The 19,639-nt window shown below is 60.4% G+C and carries 12 protein-coding genes and 1 pseudogene; 10 read left to right on the top strand and 3 right to left on the bottom strand.

Features of this window, described 5'->3' with window-relative positions; genetic code table 11:
• Positions 1-469 precede the first annotated feature (469 nt).
• Together J2X92_RS28540 and J2X92_RS29625 are read left to right on the top strand one after the other, a co-directional pair.
• On the top strand, positions 470-1,645 hold the full coding sequence (locus J2X92_RS28540; protein ID WP_307581095.1) for a hypothetical protein: 1,176 nt from the start codon (positions 470-472) through the stop codon (positions 1,643-1,645).
• A 243-nt stretch (positions 1,646-1,888) separates the two neighbouring features.
• A pseudogene (locus J2X92_RS29625) lies at positions 1,889-3,334 on the top strand (ISNCY family transposase).
• A 193-nt stretch (positions 3,335-3,527) separates the two neighbouring features.
• Here J2X92_RS29625 and J2X92_RS28550 read toward each other — a convergent pair.
• Together J2X92_RS28550 and J2X92_RS28555 are read right to left on the bottom strand one after the other, a co-directional pair.
• Positions 3,528-3,869, bottom strand: coding sequence for a transposase (locus J2X92_RS28550; protein WP_307581096.1), 342 nt, complete (start codon positions 3,867-3,869; stop codon positions 3,528-3,530).
• A gap of 197 nt (positions 3,870-4,066) precedes the next feature.
• Entirely contained in the window at positions 4,067-4,903 is an 837-nt protein-coding gene (locus J2X92_RS28555; RefSeq protein ID WP_307581098.1) for a WYL domain-containing protein, read from the bottom strand.
• A gap of 47 nt (positions 4,904-4,950) precedes the next feature.
• Between J2X92_RS28555 and J2X92_RS28560 the strand changes: the two genes are divergently transcribed.
• The 5 genes from J2X92_RS28560 to J2X92_RS28580 all read left to right on the top strand — a co-directional run bounded on the left by J2X92_RS28560 (position 4,951) and on the right by J2X92_RS28580 (position 12,220).
• Positions 4,951-6,366, top strand: coding sequence for a Wadjet anti-phage system protein JetA family protein (locus J2X92_RS28560; protein ID WP_307581100.1), 1,416 nt, complete (start codon positions 4,951-4,953; stop codon positions 6,364-6,366).
• A gap of 3 nt (positions 6,367-6,369) precedes the next feature.
• Positions 6,370-7,020, top strand: a complete 651-nt coding sequence (locus J2X92_RS28565; protein ID WP_307581103.1) for a DUF4194 domain-containing protein — start codon at positions 6,370-6,372, stop codon at positions 7,018-7,020.
• Positions 7,017-10,412 carry an SbcC/MukB-like Walker B domain-containing protein gene (locus J2X92_RS28570; protein ID WP_307581104.1) on the top strand — a complete coding sequence of 1,132 codons (3,396 nt, stop codon included), beginning with the start codon at positions 7,017-7,019 and terminating at the stop codon, positions 10,410-10,412. Before J2X92_RS28565 ends, J2X92_RS28570 begins: the two co-directional genes overlap by 4 nt.
• Positions 10,409-11,647 (top strand): Wadjet anti-phage system protein JetD domain-containing protein, encoded by a 1,239-nt coding sequence (locus J2X92_RS28575; protein WP_307581107.1) that lies wholly within the window; start codon positions 10,409-10,411, stop codon positions 11,645-11,647. The genes J2X92_RS28570 and J2X92_RS28575 overlap by 4 nt, the downstream gene beginning before the upstream one ends.
• A gap of 339 nt (positions 11,648-11,986) precedes the next feature.
• Positions 11,987-12,220, top strand: a complete 234-nt coding sequence (locus tag J2X92_RS28580; RefSeq protein WP_307581109.1) for a LuxR C-terminal-related transcriptional regulator — start codon at positions 11,987-11,989, stop codon at positions 12,218-12,220.
• Between the two features lie 6 nt (positions 12,221-12,226).
• Here the strand turns inward: J2X92_RS28580 and J2X92_RS28585 are convergent, their stop codons facing one another.
• Positions 12,227-13,306, bottom strand: coding sequence for a hypothetical protein (locus J2X92_RS28585; RefSeq protein WP_307581111.1), 1,080 nt, complete (start codon positions 13,304-13,306; stop codon positions 12,227-12,229).
• Between the two features lie 149 nt (positions 13,307-13,455).
• Between J2X92_RS28585 and J2X92_RS28590 the strand changes: the two genes are divergently transcribed.
• From J2X92_RS28590 to J2X92_RS28600, 3 genes are read left to right on the top strand one after another with little or no spacing between them, the layout of a single operon-like run.
• Positions 13,456-15,885, top strand: a complete 2,430-nt coding sequence (locus J2X92_RS28590; protein WP_307581113.1) for a tellurite resistance TerB family protein — start codon at positions 13,456-13,458, stop codon at positions 15,883-15,885.
• A complete protein-coding gene (locus J2X92_RS28595; protein WP_307581114.1) occupies positions 15,882-17,189 on the top strand; it encodes an ATP-binding protein in 1,308 nt (435 codons plus the stop codon). The genes J2X92_RS28590 and J2X92_RS28595 overlap by 4 nt, the downstream gene beginning before the upstream one ends.
• A gap of 7 nt (positions 17,190-17,196) precedes the next feature.
• Positions 17,197-19,398: a DEAD/DEAH box helicase gene (locus J2X92_RS28600; protein ID WP_307581116.1), complete on the top strand. Its 2,202-nt coding sequence runs from the start codon at positions 17,197-17,199 to the stop codon at positions 19,396-19,398.
• Positions 19,399-19,639: the final 241 nt, after the last annotated feature.

The raw sequence follows: 19,639 nt of genomic DNA on the forward strand, positions 1-19,639 counted from the left end.
AGATGTCGCCATGGCCATGCCTTCGAGCTCGGGGCGGCCAACTTTGCGACATTTGAACTTTGCTGGAATGCGACATTACAACTTTGCTCCCACACATCCGAGAAATACAATGTATGTTATGTTAAATTCATAACACGAGCCGTGGCCATCAAAATCGGGCCGACAAAGTGGTTCTAGTAATTCGTTTGACACTCCACAACCAATTTCTTTGACATATTGGCGGCCACAGATCCCGGCACATACGAGATCCGTCAAACGCTCTGCCAAAGTGGATCGGGCCGAATCCAGGCGGCCCATTCATTGTCGACAGCATCAAATCTCGCTAGACTGGGTGCCGGCTGCCCAAGCCTGCTGTGCACCCGCTTTTCAGCGGAAGGTGAACCCGGGCCGTTTCTCCCCCTCCCGCTTAGTACCTTGAACTGGGCGCGGCAATGTGCACACCGCAACGCCCAAAACGTTCGAGGTGAACATGAAATCAACCAATGCGTCCGGCGATCTCACACGCGCGGACAACGACGTCGAGCAATCCCTGTTGTCGGGGCCTTGGGAAAAAATCCGGCAGAGAGTTGAACCTTTGCTCGGTGACCTGGAAAGTCATTTCGAAGGCCAGCAGTTCCGTTGGCAATTCGTTCTCGACCAGCTGTTCACTGCCGAGGATCTGCGCGTCGCGGCACCCGTGGCGCGTGATGGGAATGCACCTTCAAACTGGGTCGCGGTTCAGCCCTTAGCGCCCCGCCGTGAAGACAGCCACGACTTCAAGACGAGGTACGCGCCCAGCTTTGTCGAGGCGATCGCGTCGCTGATCGATGAGTGCCGACGACTAAGCATGCTGCCCTCGTCCGTATCGCTCGATCCGAGCGGTGAGGCCCTCGAATTGTGGTCAGGTCCTCAGCAGATGTTCCGCATATCGCGGATGAACCTCCGTGCGGTGAGCGACGCGCAGCGCGCTCGTTCGGAAGGCACTGTCATTGGGTTGAGAAAATTCGATGACCCGGAAATGGAACTCCTTCGTCGGGTTCGGCGCTGGCCAGGGCTGTCCGGCGTCGTGCTCAAAGACAATCGTCATACGGAGGATCGGGATCGTGCCGTCGCCTTTCCCTCCGCGGCGTATCCGCATCACGCGGTGCCGAAAGAATGGTTGCTCTCCGTGCGGGCGCTCTGTGCCCGATGCGGTCACCCGGATCCCGACCGCAGGTTTCTGGAGGCCGTCACGGCAGCTGTATTCGATGTCCCAACGTGGAACCACCTCGCGTCGAAGTGGCGCGGCCGCGCGTCCAGTGCTGCCCTTGGTCCATGGCGGGTTTCATTCGCAAAGGACTCATCGTCGAAAGAGCAAGACCGCGGTTTTTATGCCGATGGAATCGATGCGGTCGCTGACTTGCTGGCGCGCGCTCCCAACGAATTTATGGGAGGCCTGCCACAAGCAGCGCTGATGTTCTCCTCACGCCTTGGAGTCCCGGAGTACGGGTTGGTGCAACATGATCCCGCGTACCATGGGCCCGACAGCGAGCGCGGCGATGCTGGTTGGTCGGTTTGGGTGGCTCGCCTCGAAAGGATGTCCGCGCCCGAAGATGGATCGGTGGCGGCAGTGAAAACTGCTCTGGCCCAATCGACAAGTGCCATGCTGGAGTCACTTTTCGCATAGGCCCGCCCAACGGAGCGGCTCGATCAACTTGATCGCTGACCACGCGGAACAATACTTTCCTGACACGTTGAACGACAAGTTGCTGAGCCGGGGCTCGCGCGGCGGGCCGAGTTCGTCAATTATTTAACATAATTAAGCTTGTATCGGACGAATTTGTAGCGGCTGATTAGTAATGTCGTGTTTTGACCGAATAGAAATGTCGCATTGTTGCCCCGGTCCAGCTTCTGGATCCGAGGCACAGCGATGGCAACACCGGCGGCAACTATCACCATGTCGATGCGCGAAGCTGATCGCCTCAAGACCATCCAGGCCGTGGTCGACCGGATGGCACGCGTGGGCCAGGCCGCGCAGCGGCTGGGTCTGAGTCGACAACTCGAGCGTCTGGTCCAGCGGTACAAGAACGAAGGTGTTGCCGGGCTGGTCTCGCGCAAGCGAGGTCAGCCCAGCAACCGTCAACTGGCGCCAGGCGTCGCCGAGCGTGCCACTGCGCTGATCCGGGACCGGTATGCTGATTTCGGGCCAACACTTGCGTGCGAGAAGCTCCGTGAGTGCCACGGGCTTGCGTTGGCCAAGGAGACCGTCAGGGCGCTGATGACGGCGGCCGGCCTGTGGACGCCCCGCAAACAGCGCGGCCAAGATCCACCAGCCTCGCAACGCCGGGCGTGCGTCGGCGAGTTGATCCAGATCGACGGCAGCACCACGCCTGGTTCGAGGAGCGTGATGTGCACTGCACGTTGCTGGTTTTCATCGACGACGCCACGAGCCGGCTGATGCAGTTGCACTTCGTGCCGACCGAGTCGGCCTTCGCGTACTTCGAAGCCACGCGGGCCTACCTCGAGCAGCATGGCAAGCCGGTGGCGTTCTACAGCGACAAGGCCAGCATCTTCCGCGCGGTGCGCGTCTCGACCGACTTCGGCCGCGGCACCACCCAGTTCGGGCGCGTCCTCTTCGAGTTGAACATCGACATCATGTGTGCCAACACGAGCCAGGCCAAGGGCCGCGTGGAGCGCGCGAACCTGACCTTGCAGGATCGCTTGGTGAGGGAACTGCGCCTGCGGGAGATCAACACGCGCGAAGCGGCCAATGCGTTCGCACCGCACTTCATTGCCGACTTCAACACGCGTTTCGCTAAGGCGCCGCTGCGCGAGTTCGATGCGCATCGCCCTGTGCGCGATGACGAAGATCTGGATCTGCTGTTCACCTGGCGGCTGCAGCGCAAGGTGTCGCTATCGCTGACGTTGCGGCACGAGAGAACCATCTATCTGCTCAAGGAACGCTGGCCAACCGCAAGCTGATCCATCGGTACATCGATGTCTACGAGTACCCGGTGGCCGGATCGAGCTGCGGGCCAACGGTGCAAACCTGGTCTACGAGCGCTACGACCGACTGCCGCAGGTCGACACGGCCGCCATCGTCGAGAACAAGCGCCTGGGCCATGCGTTGCAGGCGGCCCTCGTGATCCAGGCTCAACGTGACGATCGCCATGCATCGAACACGCCCTCCAGGACGAACTCGGGCCAACCTCCGTATGCCAAGAAGGCTGTGCCTGGCAGCAAGCGCTCTCGTCAGTTCGCGGCTGCAGATCTTGAGGCTGCGATCCGCGTGATCGGGCGCCCCACCCTGCCCCTCCAGAACCGGAAGCTCAAGGGCACTCCTGAGCTTGAGGCGGTACGTCCCGCCTCCGGCTGAAGGGTCTGTGAGAGTTCAAAAGCAAGGCAGTCACGGCGTTCGCCGGGCTCTATCAAGAAAGAAGAAATGCGACATCTGAACTTGGCGTTGACAGAATTTGTGCGAGCAAAGTTCAAATGTCGCAAAGTCGCTCGACCCGCGTTCTGGGCATGGGGTACGGCCATGGCGACACCTGCGGCGATGATCTCGATGATCATGCGCAGACAGACTCAAGACGATTCGGGCAGTGGTCGACCGGATGCTCGCGCTGAGGAACTCGCTGAGGCTGATCTTGTTCACCCTCTACGCGCACGGCAACGAATGCCGCATCTTGCTTTCGCGCGATGTCGCCCGCTGGCACCTGGTAAGCCGCGATCCACGTCCTCAGCAGGTTCGTGTTGACACCGTGCTCCATCGCCATGCGGGCCACCGACACTCCCTGCTTGAGACAGGCAACGATCAATTCCTTCTTGTCGGCCTCGTCGCAGACTCTGCGACCGTCACTCTTGCGCCCCACAACCAACCGGCCTCTCAATTCTGCGTATTGCTCTGTCATGTCTACATGTCCATGTTGCTCTACATGGGCACGTAGCCTCACAGCTCATCGTTCACTGAACAAGGGCGTGGTTAATTGACGTCTTACGAAAGATTCTGGGTATATGCATTGCTCCGATAGGAGCTCCTCGACTGAAAAAGAGACAGCAGATGCCAGTTGGGCTGCACTTCTCTAGTACAGCGCTCCATTTCTCGGAGCTACAGATCTTTGGGAAACAAAGGAAGAATGTCCTTGGGCCGTGCTACGCAGAGTTGAAACTGCGGGGGCAGTTGCGTATCGGGCGTTGTCGCGATGTTCAGTTCCTGGATCACGTAGCCGATCAGGCATCGACGCATCTTCAGCTTGCGAGCCGATACGCCCGGGAAATACTCGTCCGCGATCATCTTCTGCTGTTGTGGTGCTAGCGCTGGATGAGCAACAACGTCTACGCTTATCAGCGTGTTCCATGCCTTGTCTTCAGCACGCCCTGCCGGTGCAGTCTGATCAAGCGCTTCGATCGCGGCAATCCGTCCGAAATTGAAATCCCGAAAGTCTTTTCGCGTGTCGCACCAAGCTCTGACGTGCCACCGTCTAGGTGCGCGAACGACAGCGTGGGGATAAATGAGGCGTGGCGCGCCAGCAGGATTCGACATCGAGCGGTACGCCACCTTCAACCCAGTCCCGTGCCTGATTGCACCGGCGACCATGGCAAACGTCGTCGGAGAAATCACGGACAGGTCTCGGCGGCAGTCTTCCACTTCAGCGCTGGCCCCTTCGGACGCCAGCAGCACCCGGAGGTAATCATCGGCGGAGTGGCCGCGCTCGGGGAGGGATGCCCCAGGCCGAATCCGCAACGGCGAGTGGCTGGTCTGGCGGTAGGCGATGTCCGAAGAGTCCGCGGCAAGGTCGGCGATCAATCGACTCGCCCACACCGCCTTGATGCCGAGGAGGTCCCTGACTCGGGGGTTGTCGATCTGACCTTCCCAGATCAGGACGGTTCGAAGGTCGCGCAGGCGTGCTCCGGAGTTCGGTTGAGTGACCAAATTAGCGCTCACAATAATTTATCTTGCAGTATAAATTATAGTCGACTATAAATTCGTCAATGAACCTCTTCGATCGACTGCCGCGAGATCTGTTTGCGCCGCTGACCGGCCGCAACAACCGTCGGGCGTGGGAGTTGCTGCATCGCCTGTCGGATCGGTTCTTCGGTGTGGACTCTGTGCCGCCGTATGTTGAAGGCTATCTCAGGGATCAGGTCGTCAAGGAGGTCGAGCGATTTCTCCTGGACCGCGGGTGGGATTCCGAAGACGGAGATGCCGCAGTGCTCACGCCGATCGTGATCCAGGCCAATCAGCTTTTGGCACGGCTTGTCGAGACGGGATGGTTGGTTCAGGAGCGAGTTGGATTTCGGCAGTTCATCTCGATGGATGACACGGTGGCCCGCTTCATGGACACCCTGCAGCAGTTTCTAGTTCAAGGACCGCGCCTGGTGGGTGGAGACATTCTGATGATCTACAACCAGGTGCGCGAGGCAGCCAAAGACCCTCGCGCCCAAGCCAGTGGATTCATCAGCGCAGCGCAGTTGTGCGTCGGCCTCATCAACTCTCTTCGCACCACCACGGCCCGGGTCAGCGACTTGATGAAGCAGCTCACGCAGGAGTCGGACACCCCGGTATTCGTGAAGCGGTTTTTCACGGAACACATCTCCGAACTCTATGTGCGTGACTTCAAGCAACTGAAGACAAAAAACCATCCCCTTCGGCTGCGATTCGAAATTCTTCAGGCCGTCAATACCATCGCTTACGACGACGGGGCGCGCCGTCAGCTCCTTTCAGGCTATGCCGAACTACCAGGAGCCAATGGCGCTGACGTCGCTGAGCAGGTAGAGGCTGATCTGCAGCGATTTCGACGGTTGCTGGACGTCGAAAAATTCCTGGACCGGTTGGACAACGTCGTGGATGCGGCCACCCAACGGGCAGTCGCAACATTGGGCTATCGCCTGAAAGCGTCAGAACGGTTGGTTGAGGTTCTCGACGACACGGTGCGCGCCGCGCTGCTGACGGTGAAGTCCGGGTTGCCCCTCGAGGGCGCTCTGTTCGGCACACCCCTTCCATTCAGCGAGAACCGTCTTCGACTTCCCGTCGCTCCCGCGCCAAGGCCGGTGCGGCGCGCGCTGTCCAAGCGCGAGATGACCCCCCGCGAGCGCGCATTGATGCTGTTGCGCAAGGCAATGATCGAAAACCGCGACGTGTCACCCAAGGCGCTCAAGGCCTACGTTGCTGCCCACATTTCGCCGGGATCCCGCATCACCGCAAGTGAGTTGCCGATTCAGACTGTCCACGACGCGATTTCATATCTCGGGCTGGTGCGTCTGGCCCTGATCTCCACGCGGCAGCCCCAACTGCTGGAGAAGAATCCGATGTTGCGCAATCTGGGCTTCCGCGCCCAACTTGTTGCGGGTAAGCGTGCAGAGACAGTTTTCTTCGAGACGTCCGACTTCATCATTACCCGGGAGTGAACCATGCCCAAGAACTGGAATGCGGTCGCCGACCGATCTGACGGCCTCTATACCGTGGATATGTGCAAACAGGCATTGCATCAGCTACTCACGCAGCAATGCCTGTATCGCCGCTTTCTGCATCAGGTGACGGCCTATCGGCTGATCAGCGCCAATCGTCCGGAGTTCGAGGAAGCGGTGGAGCTCTCGGGCTGCCGGCTGTATTTCAAGGACCATCGCGAATTCTGCTGCATCGTGCCGGATGTCGCCAAGCCCACGCTGTTGGATCTGCAGCAAACGGTCTTCCTGCTTGTCCTCAGGCGGCTGTATCACGAACACGGGAGCGTCGGCGACTTGACCCCTGACGGCGATGCAATCGTCACGGCGACCGAGCTGACGGCGACCTACATGGAGATGTGCGGCAAGCCGCTGGAAAAAGGGCGGGGCGATGTCATGGCGCTGATCAAAATGGCATGGAGCAATGGTTTGGCCAAGGAAGCCGATACAGCGGATGACGATCCTCAGCCTTTTGCCGTAGCGATCCTGCCCGGAATCGCAGAGGTTCTCAGCGAGCAAGCGGTCGGTCGGTTCGGCGCCAGCCTCAAAGCCGCGCTGGCTGTCTCCGGCATCGCGCCTGACGAGAAAGAAGTAACCGAAGAGGACGTGCAGCAATGAAGATGCTCTCGAAAATGCACCTGGTCCAGTACTCGTTCTGGGATTACGAGACCTTCAACCTGCGCGCGGAGGGAACCGCCTTCATAGGACCCAATGGCGCTGGCAAGACAAGTCTTTTGGATGCCATCCAGATTGCGCTTCTGGGCGCCCATGGCCAGTACACGCAGTTCAACGCGCAGTCGATCTACAAAGACCGTCGATCCGTGCGGGACTACGCACTGGGCATGCTTCGCTCGGACTCGGACAAGGGGATCGTGACACGCAAGCGAGATGAGGCGCTCGCATACATCAGCCTGGTGTTCGAGGGGGATACGCCAGCGGATTGTGTAAGTTGCGGAGTCTGCATCCATGCGCTTGCGACAGACAAGCAGCATCGCGTGCTCGGACTGTACGTGCTGCCGGGAGTGAGGCTTCAGCTCGAGGATCACCTCGGGGCATTGGACACAGGCGGGAAGGCGCCACTCGATTGGTCCACGTTCGACGCACTCGCTCGGAACCTCGCCCGGACGAGCGGCCGCACACCAACCATCACATCCAAGCCGGAGGCGTACCTCGGGGAGCTGCTCCACGCGCTCGCACCGCGCGGCCGGGGCATCGACAAGGAGAAACTCGTACGCTCTCTGATGCAAAGCCTGCGCTTGAAGCACGTGTCGAGTGTCGACGACTACCTTCGCGGATATCTGGTGGATGCTCAACCTATCGACAAACAGGGAACACTCAAACACATCAAGACCGTTCGATCGCTGCTCAAGCAAATCGACGAGGTGGGCACACAGATCGTGGCGCTGGAAGATATCGACAGGCGCTTCAATGGCGTGTCAACCCTGTACCGGAATCGCGCCGTTTCGAAGGCAGTCCGGATGCAGTTGGAAGTGGAAGCGTCGGACCAGCGAGCGTCTGATCTGGACATACAGATCTCTTCCTTGGAGAAGAATCTCAATGAATTGACTCAGGCCAAGATCTTGAAGACCACGCAGTCGCTGGACCTCAACGCCTCGCATATCAGGTTGCTGACCGAATTCAATTCCGACCCGGCCGCCAAGACACCGGTGCAGGCGAAACTGGTCGCGAGCGCGCTCGCCACGAACTTCCGCAATGCGCGTACCAACCTTGACCGGCTGTGCCTGGCCGTGCGTGAAGCATTGGAGGTGGTGCCGCAGGTGCTCGAAGAGCCTGCCGAGAGCCTTCTCTTGCTGAAGGCCGATGCCCAAAACTGGGAAGCTGCGGCTGCAACCGACGAGTACGTTGACTTGCATGGGTTGCGCGCAGTGCTGGAGCGGTTGCGGCTGACACTGCCGGATCTTGAGCATCGACTCAACGCCCTTCGAATCGAAAAGATTGATGCAGAAAGAGATCTTGCTGCAACCACACAAAAGATCAGTGCTGCCAACAACGGCATTCGCCTCCCCAAAGACAACGACATTGCCATTGCGATGAGCCTTCTGGAGGAGATGCGGATCGCCTGCAGGCCGGTCGCCAGTCTTGTCTCCGTCACCGATTCGGCCTGGCAACCTGCGATCGAGACATTTCTGGGACGCAACCGCTTCGCACTTGTTGTCGAAGAGGGCCGCGAGAACGAGGCGGTGCGCGCACTTCGAAGAACCCGCCAATACCTCTACGACGTCACCATCGTGCAACCATGGCACCTGCGCGATGCGATAGGTAGAAAGCCTGGTGGGGGCACGGTCGCAGAACTGATCACAGGCAAGCATGCCACTGCCCTGGCCTTTGTGCACAGGCTCTTCGGCCGCATGGTGCGGGTCGACACCGAGGAAGAACTGCGCACCAACGACCGCGCCATGACCGTCGACGGCATGCTCAGCGCCAATGGGGGGACCCGGCGTCTGCGCACTGACGCAGCCAGACCTTGGGTGCTGGGCGTGCAGATTTCAGAAGCCGAGAAGAAGCAGCTACGGGAGGATCTGGGCAAGCACACGCAGGCTGTTTCCGTTGCAAGTGAGCGGTGGGCTGCCGCCGATGCCGCTCTTGCGATGGTCAAGGCTTGCCTGAAGACCACGACGCTCGCAGCGTATGAAACAGCCCTGACGGCGTATCGGTCGGCAGCTGAAGAACAGGCGGCTGCCGAACTCGCGGCGGACGTCCAACTGCCTGATCACCTTGAAAAGCTGGGAGCGAAGGTCAAGGGCGCGGAACGTGCAGCGAAAGAAGCTAACGATGCGCTGCAGCTCCTGGCTGGTCAGATAGCAACCGCATCCGCAAGCCTTGGGAACAAGCGTGAGGCATTTGAAAAGGAGTCCGCGAAGCTGCTCCTCTTGCAAGAGGAGTACACCAAAGCGGTCGGTGACAGCGACTTCGATTCAGACGCGGCGGTCGAGAAATACGAGCATCTTGTGGCGGCTGCGCAGGACATGGCCGTGACATTGAATCGCCTGGTCAGCGAGGAAACCTCTGCAGGAAGCCGGATCGCCAATGCGGAAGCCGCGGCGCGCTCGGACCTCAAGGACTACATCAACCAATGGTCGATCAATCTCGTGGATGAGCGCAGCGACTGGCGCTTGGCCGCACTCTGGACAAAGCGCCACCTGAGCAAGCTCAAGGACTCCACCCTCGTCGAGTACCGCCAGCAAGCCGAAGAGGCGCGTGAGGCGGCGAATCGGTCCTTCAGGGCGGATGTCGCCTTCCGAATGCGGGAAGCCATCATGCGCATGGAACTCGATATCAAGGACCTGAATCGCATTCTTCAGTTGTGCCCGGAATTCACCAACAACGAACGCTACAAGTTCCTTGCGGAGCCAGCCGAAACTCACAAGCACATCTATCAATTGATCATCGACAGCGCAGCCGCGGAATCGGGAGAGCTGCCGCTGGAGCAGACAGGGACGACCCAGGATCAACTCGTCAAATTCCTGGAAGATTGCGAGAAGGGGCTGACGACTGACAACCCGTTGGAAGACTATCGGTTGTTGTTCCGGTTCGATCTCGGCATCTTCGTCAATGGCGGCGAGGTCGATCGCCTGAGCAAGCGACTGGGCGTGGCCTCCAATGGGGAGCATCTCGTCCCTTTCTATGTGATCGCAGGGGCGTGCCTGGCAAATGCTTACAGAATCAAGGCCGGCGAGCGGCATGATGGATTTGCCCTGATGCTGACCGACGAGGCCTTTCATGGATTCGATGAACAGAACACCTACGTGACCGCCAAATTCCTTTCCGCCCTCGGCTTGCAATGCGCATTTGCGGCTCCTGATTCAGACCGCGGCAAGCTGGTGTCGGTATTGGGATCGCTGTACGACCTCTTTCGCGTCGGCTCCGACGTGTTCGCGGAGGAGGAAGTGATCAAGGAGCCTGCGCGTGCGCTCATGATCAGTGACATGCCGATGCAGAATCCGGAACTGATAGACCTGATGGTCGAAAAAATTGCGGCTGCCGCATGACCTCTTTGGCACAGGAGGCACTGGGAAAATTGCTGCGGCGTGCGGAGAATGCTGCCGCCAAACCAAGCGCAAGGAGTGTCACCTTGCGCTTTTCCGAGTCAAGTTTTCCAGCGTACTTTGATTTGCGACTGACGCGCGAAGAGCGCACTCGCTGCCACGGGGAGTTGGAGCTCGCAAAACGTGCGGGCGCCATCGAAATCCAGTGGGACCGGCGAGCCGGGCCCGGCAATCAGGTCGAGGCTCTGCGATTGATTGATGCGAGTGCACTGGCAAAATTCCTGGATGCCGATCCGCGCTGGGATGTAGTGGCGAGGGCCGAAAGCGCGCTGGCCGAGGCTGCGGGTCGCCACCCCGTGCTGCTGGGCTTGTTTCCCACCTGGCGAACGGGCAAGAAAGTCTGCAACACCACAGCAGCCGAGTATCAGCGCTGGATCGATGCGGTCCGGATTCTGGACCTGTGTCGCAGTGAGCCCGCAAGGGACGTGGCGATCCGGCGCTTCAGCACCCGCGTCCTCGGCAACAGCAAGAAGGTCGAGTCGCTGACGCCACTCTTGAATGTTCTGCTGCAGGCAGAACTCGATGCGCCGGATCGAGACGTCGAAGACATATTGCACGAACTCGGCCTTGTGAAGTACCCACCCACGATTCTTTTGGCAGGCGCAGCCCTGGTGAGAACCAGCAAAGGCCGAGCTCACCATGCCGATGAACCATATCTCGGGCTCCCGCCGGCTTCGATCGAGCGAATCGAATACCTTACCGATTGTCCGAGCCTGATGACCATCGAGAACCTCGAGACATTTCATGAAGCGGCAAGGCTTGCAGCCGACCGTCGTGATTGGGTAGTTCTGTACACGGGGGGAATGCCGTGTCCTTCATGGAAACAAGTCTTCTCCAAGCTCGTGGCAAGCCTATCCGCCATGTCCACCATTTGGCATTGGGGGGACATTGACGCGGGTGGATTTCGAATTGCCGATCACATCGCAACCTGCTGCGCTGCTTTCGGGCAAACCCTGCAGCTTCACGGCATGGTCGTCCCCACGGGCCTTGATTTCGGTGCGGAAAATGCGCCGCGGTCACTGAAGCGCAATGAACTAGCGGCAATCGCGAAGGTATGTGAGCCTCGCGGCTGGACGACTGAACTGGAAGCTCTTGTACAGCGTCCCTACGCCATCGAACAGGAACTTCTGGATGTTGTATTTCCAAGAGACGGCGCGGCCATTGAACCTAGATCGTGACAGCACCACTCTTGAAATCGCGGAATCGACACGAGGCGTACTTCCTTTGGCTAGCGACCGGTATCGCGGTAGCGCTGGTGGGCGTCGCCATGGCCGTGTCGGTTCACGCGGCGGATAAGCGCTATCCGGCAGTCTTCGTAAAGTCGATCAAGATCGACCAGCCGTCGAGCAAAACAGCGTGGGAGAACAAAGATTTTCTAGACTGCCAAAATGTCGTCTTGACTGTCGAAGATGTGCTTTTCGCGCTACGCCATATGCGGAGGGTCTCGAAGAGTGTTCAAGGCCCTAACCACGGTGCTCGCGTGTCGGAAGGTCTTCCCATGCACCGCCAAGGGGCCGGTGAACTTGACCCGCCGGCAACGGGAAATCCTGCACCTGATTGCGCGCGGGATGACATCGAAGGAAATCGCCCAGCAATTGAAATCAACGCCCGGCTCCATCAACAACCACATCATGGCCTCGATCGCGGCCTTGGGTGCAGACTCACGCTCGGAAGCGGTCACGAAGGCGCTGAGGCTCGGTCTCGTTCGTTCCGAAGCTAGTGCGTTGGCCGACTTGGCTCAGGAACGTTGAGCGTGCTCAGGCATTCCCTTGCAGATCCGCTGGAGGGCAAAGCGCCTCTGCCGCCCACGGCGGCGCAAACTCGTTGTTGAGCCTTTGCATCCATGAGAGCTCGGTGTTCGATGCGGCTTTGGGCAGCAGGAAATCCGTCTTCGAAATCGCCTCAACAACACAAAGACCACTGCTGCCAATACCGAGCCTGAATTCCGGATTGGCAACGGCAGTCACCGCCGAATGCGTGCGAAACTGGCCGACAGGGTCGTCCACCAGGGTTGCCAACGTGCGGACCAAAGCGGAGATTTGATCGCATGCCAACGTCAGGCGCCGCGGCGTTGATGCCGAGGTCACGCCCCCGCCAGGCGATCTAAACAGTGTGCCGTTGAAGTTGTAAAAGGCCCCGACTCCAGCCTCCCGGAATTCACTGACCTGGACCGTGGTCAATGGCGCTCCCGACTGAAGAAGCTGCCCCCTGATCTTGAACTTGTCCATGAACTCGGGCCAGTTTCTTGCCATCGTGTCGAAGAGATCAACATTGGCGAAGCCAAGTTTTTCAGGATGGGGAAGGACGTCCAGGAATGCAACCCCATTTCCGCCGACAAGGCAAAACGCCAAATAATCGTCCGGCTCAGAGAAAAAGCGGCCTGGACGGATGGGTTTCGTTGTCAGATGGAAGTGCAAGATGCCCCAATCCGCGAACAAGAGATCCGTTCGTGCATGCTTGGCTTCGCCGCTGGTGTCATTCTTCCGTATCAGCCCACGGCCCTGATAAGGGTTGACATCAGCGCCTTGTTCGAACCGTTCGATCAGCTGCTGCAAGCCCTTCTGTGTTTCATCAGGCAGATTGGCAACCGGAAACTTGTCCGACAAAACGACAGGCCTCGGATACGGATCAACATGGCGCTGACGAAAATCGAGCCAGCGCAGCAACGGTGAACTGAGGTTCGGCTTTTCTTTGTTGAACTTCAGGCCAAACTTGTCCACAAAAGCCGCAGCGAGATCCTCGAGATCGGATTCAAATCTTGTCGCGGTTGAATTGGGGCGAGCATCGCTGAGCATGGTCTCGATATTATTAGCAAGTCGTCGCAAATCGGTGATCAAGCACTACCACTCAGTGGCCATGCTTGAGTCGGAAACAAGCGGGTCCTGGTTGAACGGCTTTTCTTGCCCGCAAAACTCGGTTACAAGGCTACCAAGGGCCTTGTTTGCCCCAAAACTAGTGCCCGCGACGGAGGGTAAGGGAGTTCGTTTTGGCAAAGAAGAAATCGGGAGGCGGAGCAATTGGCGCCATCGTCTTGGTGGGACTGGGCATGCTGGCCGCGGTCCCCAAGGAAGCGTGGATAACGATCGGGTTCGTCGCCGTTGGCGGCTGGCTGTTGTATCTGTTCTTTCGCGGCAAGGGAAGCAGTTCGAGTTCTTCCCCTCAGGCGTCCGAGACACGGGCGAAGCCGTTGGACTCGCCGCGTCCCTCGTACACGCCATCTCGCACCAGCCGGACCCCGGCACCTGCTCGCTCCGACGAAGACGAGCCGGTATTGGTGGGAGGGCCGGCGGCACCGACGCAAACCTTCAAGATCCCTGACAGTGCCCTTCCGAAAGGCACGGGGCGCTGGGTTCCGCACGGGGAAGCCGTGACAGTGGCTGGAACCACCCTCGCTGGCGGCATGCTCTACGTGGGTGCGTCGCTGCCGACCCTCGCCGGCCGAGACGACCCTGCCCTGATCAACACCCAGAAGAGCGTCCCCCGCGATGGCGACTATCGGGAGCGCGGCTTCGGGTATTGGCCAAGCTATTCGGAGGTGCCGCCATCGGCGCGACGCGCCTACCTCAACTGGCTCGCGGATGGCCGCAAAGACCCGGCCGCCGAGATCGGGTACGTCTTCCTGTACTTCTACGGCCTGGAGCGGCGGGCCCTGCTGGACGCGCCGAAGGACGCTGCGGCGCAGGCCGACTGGCCCTTGATCGCCGAGGAACTCAACCGCCTGCTTGCCATCTATGGCCACAACGGTTCCTTCAACGGCTATGCGAGCAAGCTTCTGTCGTGGGTGACCCTGTCGACGTACGCGGGCCGGTTGTACCTCGAGCCGCTCCCCAGGTACGAGCGAAGCTGGGAACTTCCACTGCACCTGCGTCTGGTACTGGGGCAGTGCGCCTTGGACAGGCATCCGGTGCCCGCCCACGTGGCACTGGCGTGGGCTCGCCTGGACCCGAACCGGTATCTGCGCACCCCCGCCGTGAGGTGTGCCGAACAGTTCGAGCAACTGTTCGTGCGCAAATACGGCGAAGCCTTCGGGGACGGCATGCTACTGCCGAAGAGCAAGACGAAGCTCAAATTCGCCTATACGCCCGCCTCTTCTGGCTTCCATGGCTACGACAACATCAATCTGGCCTTTGGGGATGTGCCTGACGTCACGGTACTCACCAGCCCATTGAAGAAGCTGCAGGGCCTGGTCGAAGCGACAACCGTCGAGCTTGAAAGCTACAGCCGGTACCTGGGCCGCAATCCCACCGAAGGGGCCTCCCTCAATGCGCTGCTTCTCTTGCCAGCCTCGCTGTGGCCGAACACTGTCCAGCAGCCGTTGGCGGAACTCAAGTCCCGTGCAGAGCGGGGCATGGTGGTGATGAAACTCGGCGACCTGCTCGATGCGGTCGGCGCCAGCGGCACGGTCACGAAAGACAAGCTCGCCGCATTGGTCCGTGCACTGGAGACCCTGCACATTGGCGTGGAGCCAGACGTTCTCGGGGGCGCCAGGACGCCGAAATCCGAGGAGAGCATTGTCCTGTTCGGAGCCGGTGCAAACGAGCCGGAAAACCGAAGCAGCGCAGCCTACCAGGCAGCCGCCCTCACCCTTCAGCTGGCCACGGCCGTGGCTGCTGCAGACGGGGCAATGGGCCCCGAGGAACTGCGGCAGCTGCGAACGCAGGTCGAGGGCTGGACGCACCTTTCTCCCGCCCACCAGCAGCGGCTGCGGGCGCACTTGCGCCTGCTGATGGACTCGCCCGTCAGCCTCACGGCGCTCAAGAAAAAGCTGGAGCCCATGGAGGCCAAGGCCAAGGAGGCCATCGCAAAGTTCATGGCAGTCGTTGCCCAGGCCGATGGCGTTGTCTCCCCAGCCGAAATCAAGATGCTCGAGAAAGTCTACAAAGTTCTGGGTGTCGACCCCAAGAACGTGTTCACCGATGTCCATGCCGCGGCGGCGGCGGGAATCTCCGCGACTTCAGCCCGCGTGGCATCCGCATCGGCGCCGGGGCCCGGCGCTTCCACTTTGGCCCAGAAGCCGGGAGGCTTCCAGCTGGATGCGGCGAAGATTGCCGCACTGCAGAAGGACACCGAGCAAGTGTCCGCACTTCTGGCGAACATCTTCAAGGAAGAAGACGCGCCGGCACCGGCTGCTGTACACGACATCCCTGACGAGGAGCCCCTGGAGAACACACCCGCCGTGCTGGCCGGGCTGGCTGGACTGGATGAGGCACACACCTCGTTTGTTCGTCTGTTGCTCTCACGCCCTGCGTGGAACCGCGCGGAGCTCGAGGACACGGCGTCCGACCTTGAGTTGATGCTCGATGGCGCTCTCGAGCGCATCAATGAAGCCTCATTCGATGCGCATGACGTCCCCTTTACGGAGGGCGAAGACCCCGTAACCGTGAACAAAGAAATCGCAGAAAAAGAAACCGCATGAGCTCGCCCACCACCATTCGCCCGAAAGACCGGGACGCAGTCATCCAGTCCCTGCGTGCGGGTGTCGTTCCGCGCGCGGGACAGCACCTCGTGCAGGTCGGCCGTACCCGAGAAATCCAGACGCTCGTCACCGACATCGAACGCATTGCCGATGGCGGCTCGACTTTCCGTCTCGTCATCGGTGAGTACGGCGCCGGCAAGACCTTCTTTCTGAACCTGGTCCGCGCGATCGCGATGGAGAAGAAACTGGTCGTCGCGTCTGCGGACCTGAATCCGGACAGGCGCCTGCACGCGAGTGGCGGCCAGGCGCGGTCACTTTACGCAGAGTTGATGCGCAACCTGGCCACTCGCACGAAGCCTGAAGGTGGCGCCCTGGCGGGCATCGTCGAGAAGTTCATCGCAACCGCCAAGGCGGAAGCCAAAGCGGGCGGGCTGGAGACCGAAGCCGTCATCCGGCAGAAGCTCGAACACCTGACCGAACTGGTGAACGGGTACGACTTCGCGGATGTGATCGCTGCCTACTGCCGCGGCTTCGAAGAAGGCAACGACCAACTCAAGTCGGACGCGATCAGGTGGCTTCGCGGCGAGTTCGCGACAAGAACCGACGCCCGCCAGGCACTCGGTGTCAGGTCGATCGTGGACGACGCGGCTGTCTACGACCAGCTGAAGCTCCTGGCGCGCTTCGTGCGCTTGGCGGGCTTCTCGGGACTGTTGGTCAATCTTGACGAACTGGTGAACCTGTACAAGCTGGCCAACACACAGGCGCGCAACTCGAACTACGAGCAGCTACTGCGCATCCTGAACGACTCCCTGCAAGGTACCGCCGTGGGACTCGGCTTCATCCTCGGCGGAACGCCGGAATTCCTGATGGACACCCGACGCGGTCTCTACAGCTACCCTGCCCTTCAAGGGCGGCTGGCCCAGAACACCTTCGCGGCTGGCGGTCTGGTGGACTTCAGTGGGCCCGTCGTGCGGCTCTCGAGCCTCACCCCCGAAGACTTCTATGTGCTGCTGCAGAAGATCCGCCATGTCTATGCACTGGGAGACGCGTCGAAGCACTTGCTTCCGGAGCAAGGCATCGGCAGCTTCATGGAGCATTGCGCGAACAAGCTTGGGGAGGCGTATTTTCGGACGCCACGCACCACCATCACGTCCTTCATCAACCTCCTCGCAGTCCTTGAGCAAAACGCAGGCACGGACTGGAGGCAATTGCTCGGTGGCCTCGAAGTGGCGCCCGACGATGGCGGAGCCTCAGACCTGACGCTCGAAGACGAAACGGACGAGCTGGCTTCGTTCAAGCTCTGAATTCCCGATGGCTGGCGAGAGTTCCTCCTTCCATCTGCTGGACGAGCGCATTCAGCGCTTCATCTGGCAGCAGGGTTGGGAAGATCTGCGCGAGGCTCAGGAGCTGGCGGTACCGCTCATACTTCCTGCGGACCAGGACGTCATCATCGCCGCGGCGACTGCCGCCGGAAAGACCGAGGCGGCGTTCTTGCCGGCGCTCACGAATCTGCTCCATGGCAGCGGGGAGGGCCTCATCGTCTACATCAGTCCCCTGAAAGCGCTCATCAACGACCAATTCGGCCGTTTGGACCGGCTGTGCGAAGCGCTGGACATCAAGGTCTGGCCCTGGCACGGCGACATCACTTCCGGTGTGAAGGCCAGGTTCTTGAAGAAGCCCGAAGGGGTTCTGCTCATCACCCCAGAGTCCCTCGAGGCGATGCTTTGCAACCGAGGCACCTCGATCGCCGCTGTGTTCAAGGAGGCGCGGTTCTTCGTGGTGGACGAACTGCATGCGTTCATTGGTTCGGAGCGGGGAAAGCAGCTGCAGTCGCTGATGCACCGCATTGACCGAGCGGCTGGCCGTCGCATTCCGCGCATCGGATTGTCCGCCACGCTCGGCGACATGAGCTTGGCCGGCAAGTTTCTGCGCCCTGGTGGAGCGCCGGCGCTTGTCGAATCAACGTCTTCGGGAGTCGAGATCAAGATTCTGGTCAAGGGATACGAGGAGCCGACCGCCATCAAGCAGGTCGACGGTCAAGAACCTGACCCTGTAAGCCCGGCGCAGATTGCCGCGCACCTCTTCAAAGTCCTGCGCGGCTCGAACAACCTTGTCTTCCCGAACTCCAGGCGGGAGGTCGAACGCTACACGCACATCCTGAACGAGCTCTGCGAGCGTGAGCAGGTACCCAACGAGTTCTGGCCGCACCATGGCAGCTTGTCCAAGGAGATTCGCTCCGAGACCGAGGCGGCGTTGAAGCAGAAGGAGCGCCCAGCCACCGCCATCTGCACCAATACCCTGGAGTTGGGCATCGACATCGGGGCCGTCAAAAGCGTCGGCCAGATCGGTCCCCCTCCTTCAGTCGCGAGCCTTCGCCAGCGGCTTGGTCGCTCTGGTCGGCGCGAGGGTGAGCCGGCCATTCTGCGTGGCTACGCTGTCGAAGATGCCCGGTCCGGGCTGACTTCCCTGAAGGACAGGCTGCGATTGGACACGCTGCAGATGGTCGCAATGATTTCGCTGCTCCTGGAAGGCTGGTTTGAGCCGCCACAGGTCGCAGGCACCCACTTCTCCACGCTCATTCAGCAGCTGCTTTCGGTCATCGCCCAGAACGGCGGCGCGTCGGCCAAAGAGCTCTTCACCCTGCTGTGCGCGCCAGGCTCGCCTTTCGCCGGCATTACTTCTGGGGAATTCCTGGAACTCCTGCGGCACCTCGGGACGAAAGAGCTGATTCTTCAAGAGTCGTCCGGCGTGCTCCTGCACGGCCCGCTCGGTGAGAAATTCGTCAACCACTACACCTTCTACGCGGCCTTCGCCTCGGATGAGGAGTTCCGGATCGTCGCCGGCGGCCGCACGCTCGGAACGCTGCCGGTCAGCCAGATGTTGACTGCCGGCCAGCGGATCCTCTTTGCTGGCAAGACTTGGCGCGTCGAGGAAGTGGATGACGCTCAGAAGACCATCTTTGTCACGAGAGCCTCGGGTGGTGTCCCGCCCCTCTTCTCTGGTGGCCCCGGTCGCACCCACACCCGTGTGAGACAGCGCCTGCGCGAGCTTCTCCGCGGCCAGGAAGTACCCGCCTTCCTGGATGTCACGGCTCGGAAGTTTCTCCGCGAAGCGCGCGATGAGTATGAGCGTCTGGATCTGGACAACAAGGTGACGCTAGACCAGGGGAATGAAGTGATGCTGCTGACGTGGCTCGGAGATGCCGCGAACGAGGCGCTAGCCTGCCTGTTCATGCGACGAGGGTTCACGGCCATGGCCGCGGGACCGGGCGTCGAGGTCCACAAGAAGGCGGGCGGCGTCCAGGAGGTGCTGGATGCCCTTGGCGATTTCGCCGTTGAGGACGTCCCCGATCTCGACTTCCTCCTTGCGGACGCCAAGAATCTGGCCCGGGAGAAGTGGGACTGGGCCTTGCCCGATGGGCTTCTCCGCAAGGCTTACGCCAGCCAGTACCTGGATCTGGCCGAAGCCGCGGATTGGGTCAAGGCAGTTGGCCAGGCGCAGGCTGGGTTGTAGGCATCCGCGATCCCTGTGTAGATGTGCGGCGCCGAACACTTCACGATCGCGCCAGCGCAGTCTCCGTGGCGGCATGCATGTCGGTCGGCGCGGTGGCCAACCGGGGGAAAGCGCCCTAGTGGGCAACTCCAGGCAAACACCGCACGTTCGGAGGTTGTGCTGACAGTTTTATTCTGCTGAAATGAACTTGCAGTTCGGGCCGGAGGAGAGAGCGGGCGACGGCATCTGAGCGGTCGCTTGG

The organism is Variovorax paradoxus (assembly GCF_030811855.1).
GTDB lineage: Bacteria > Pseudomonadota > Gammaproteobacteria > Burkholderiales > Burkholderiaceae_C > Variovorax > Variovorax paradoxus_L.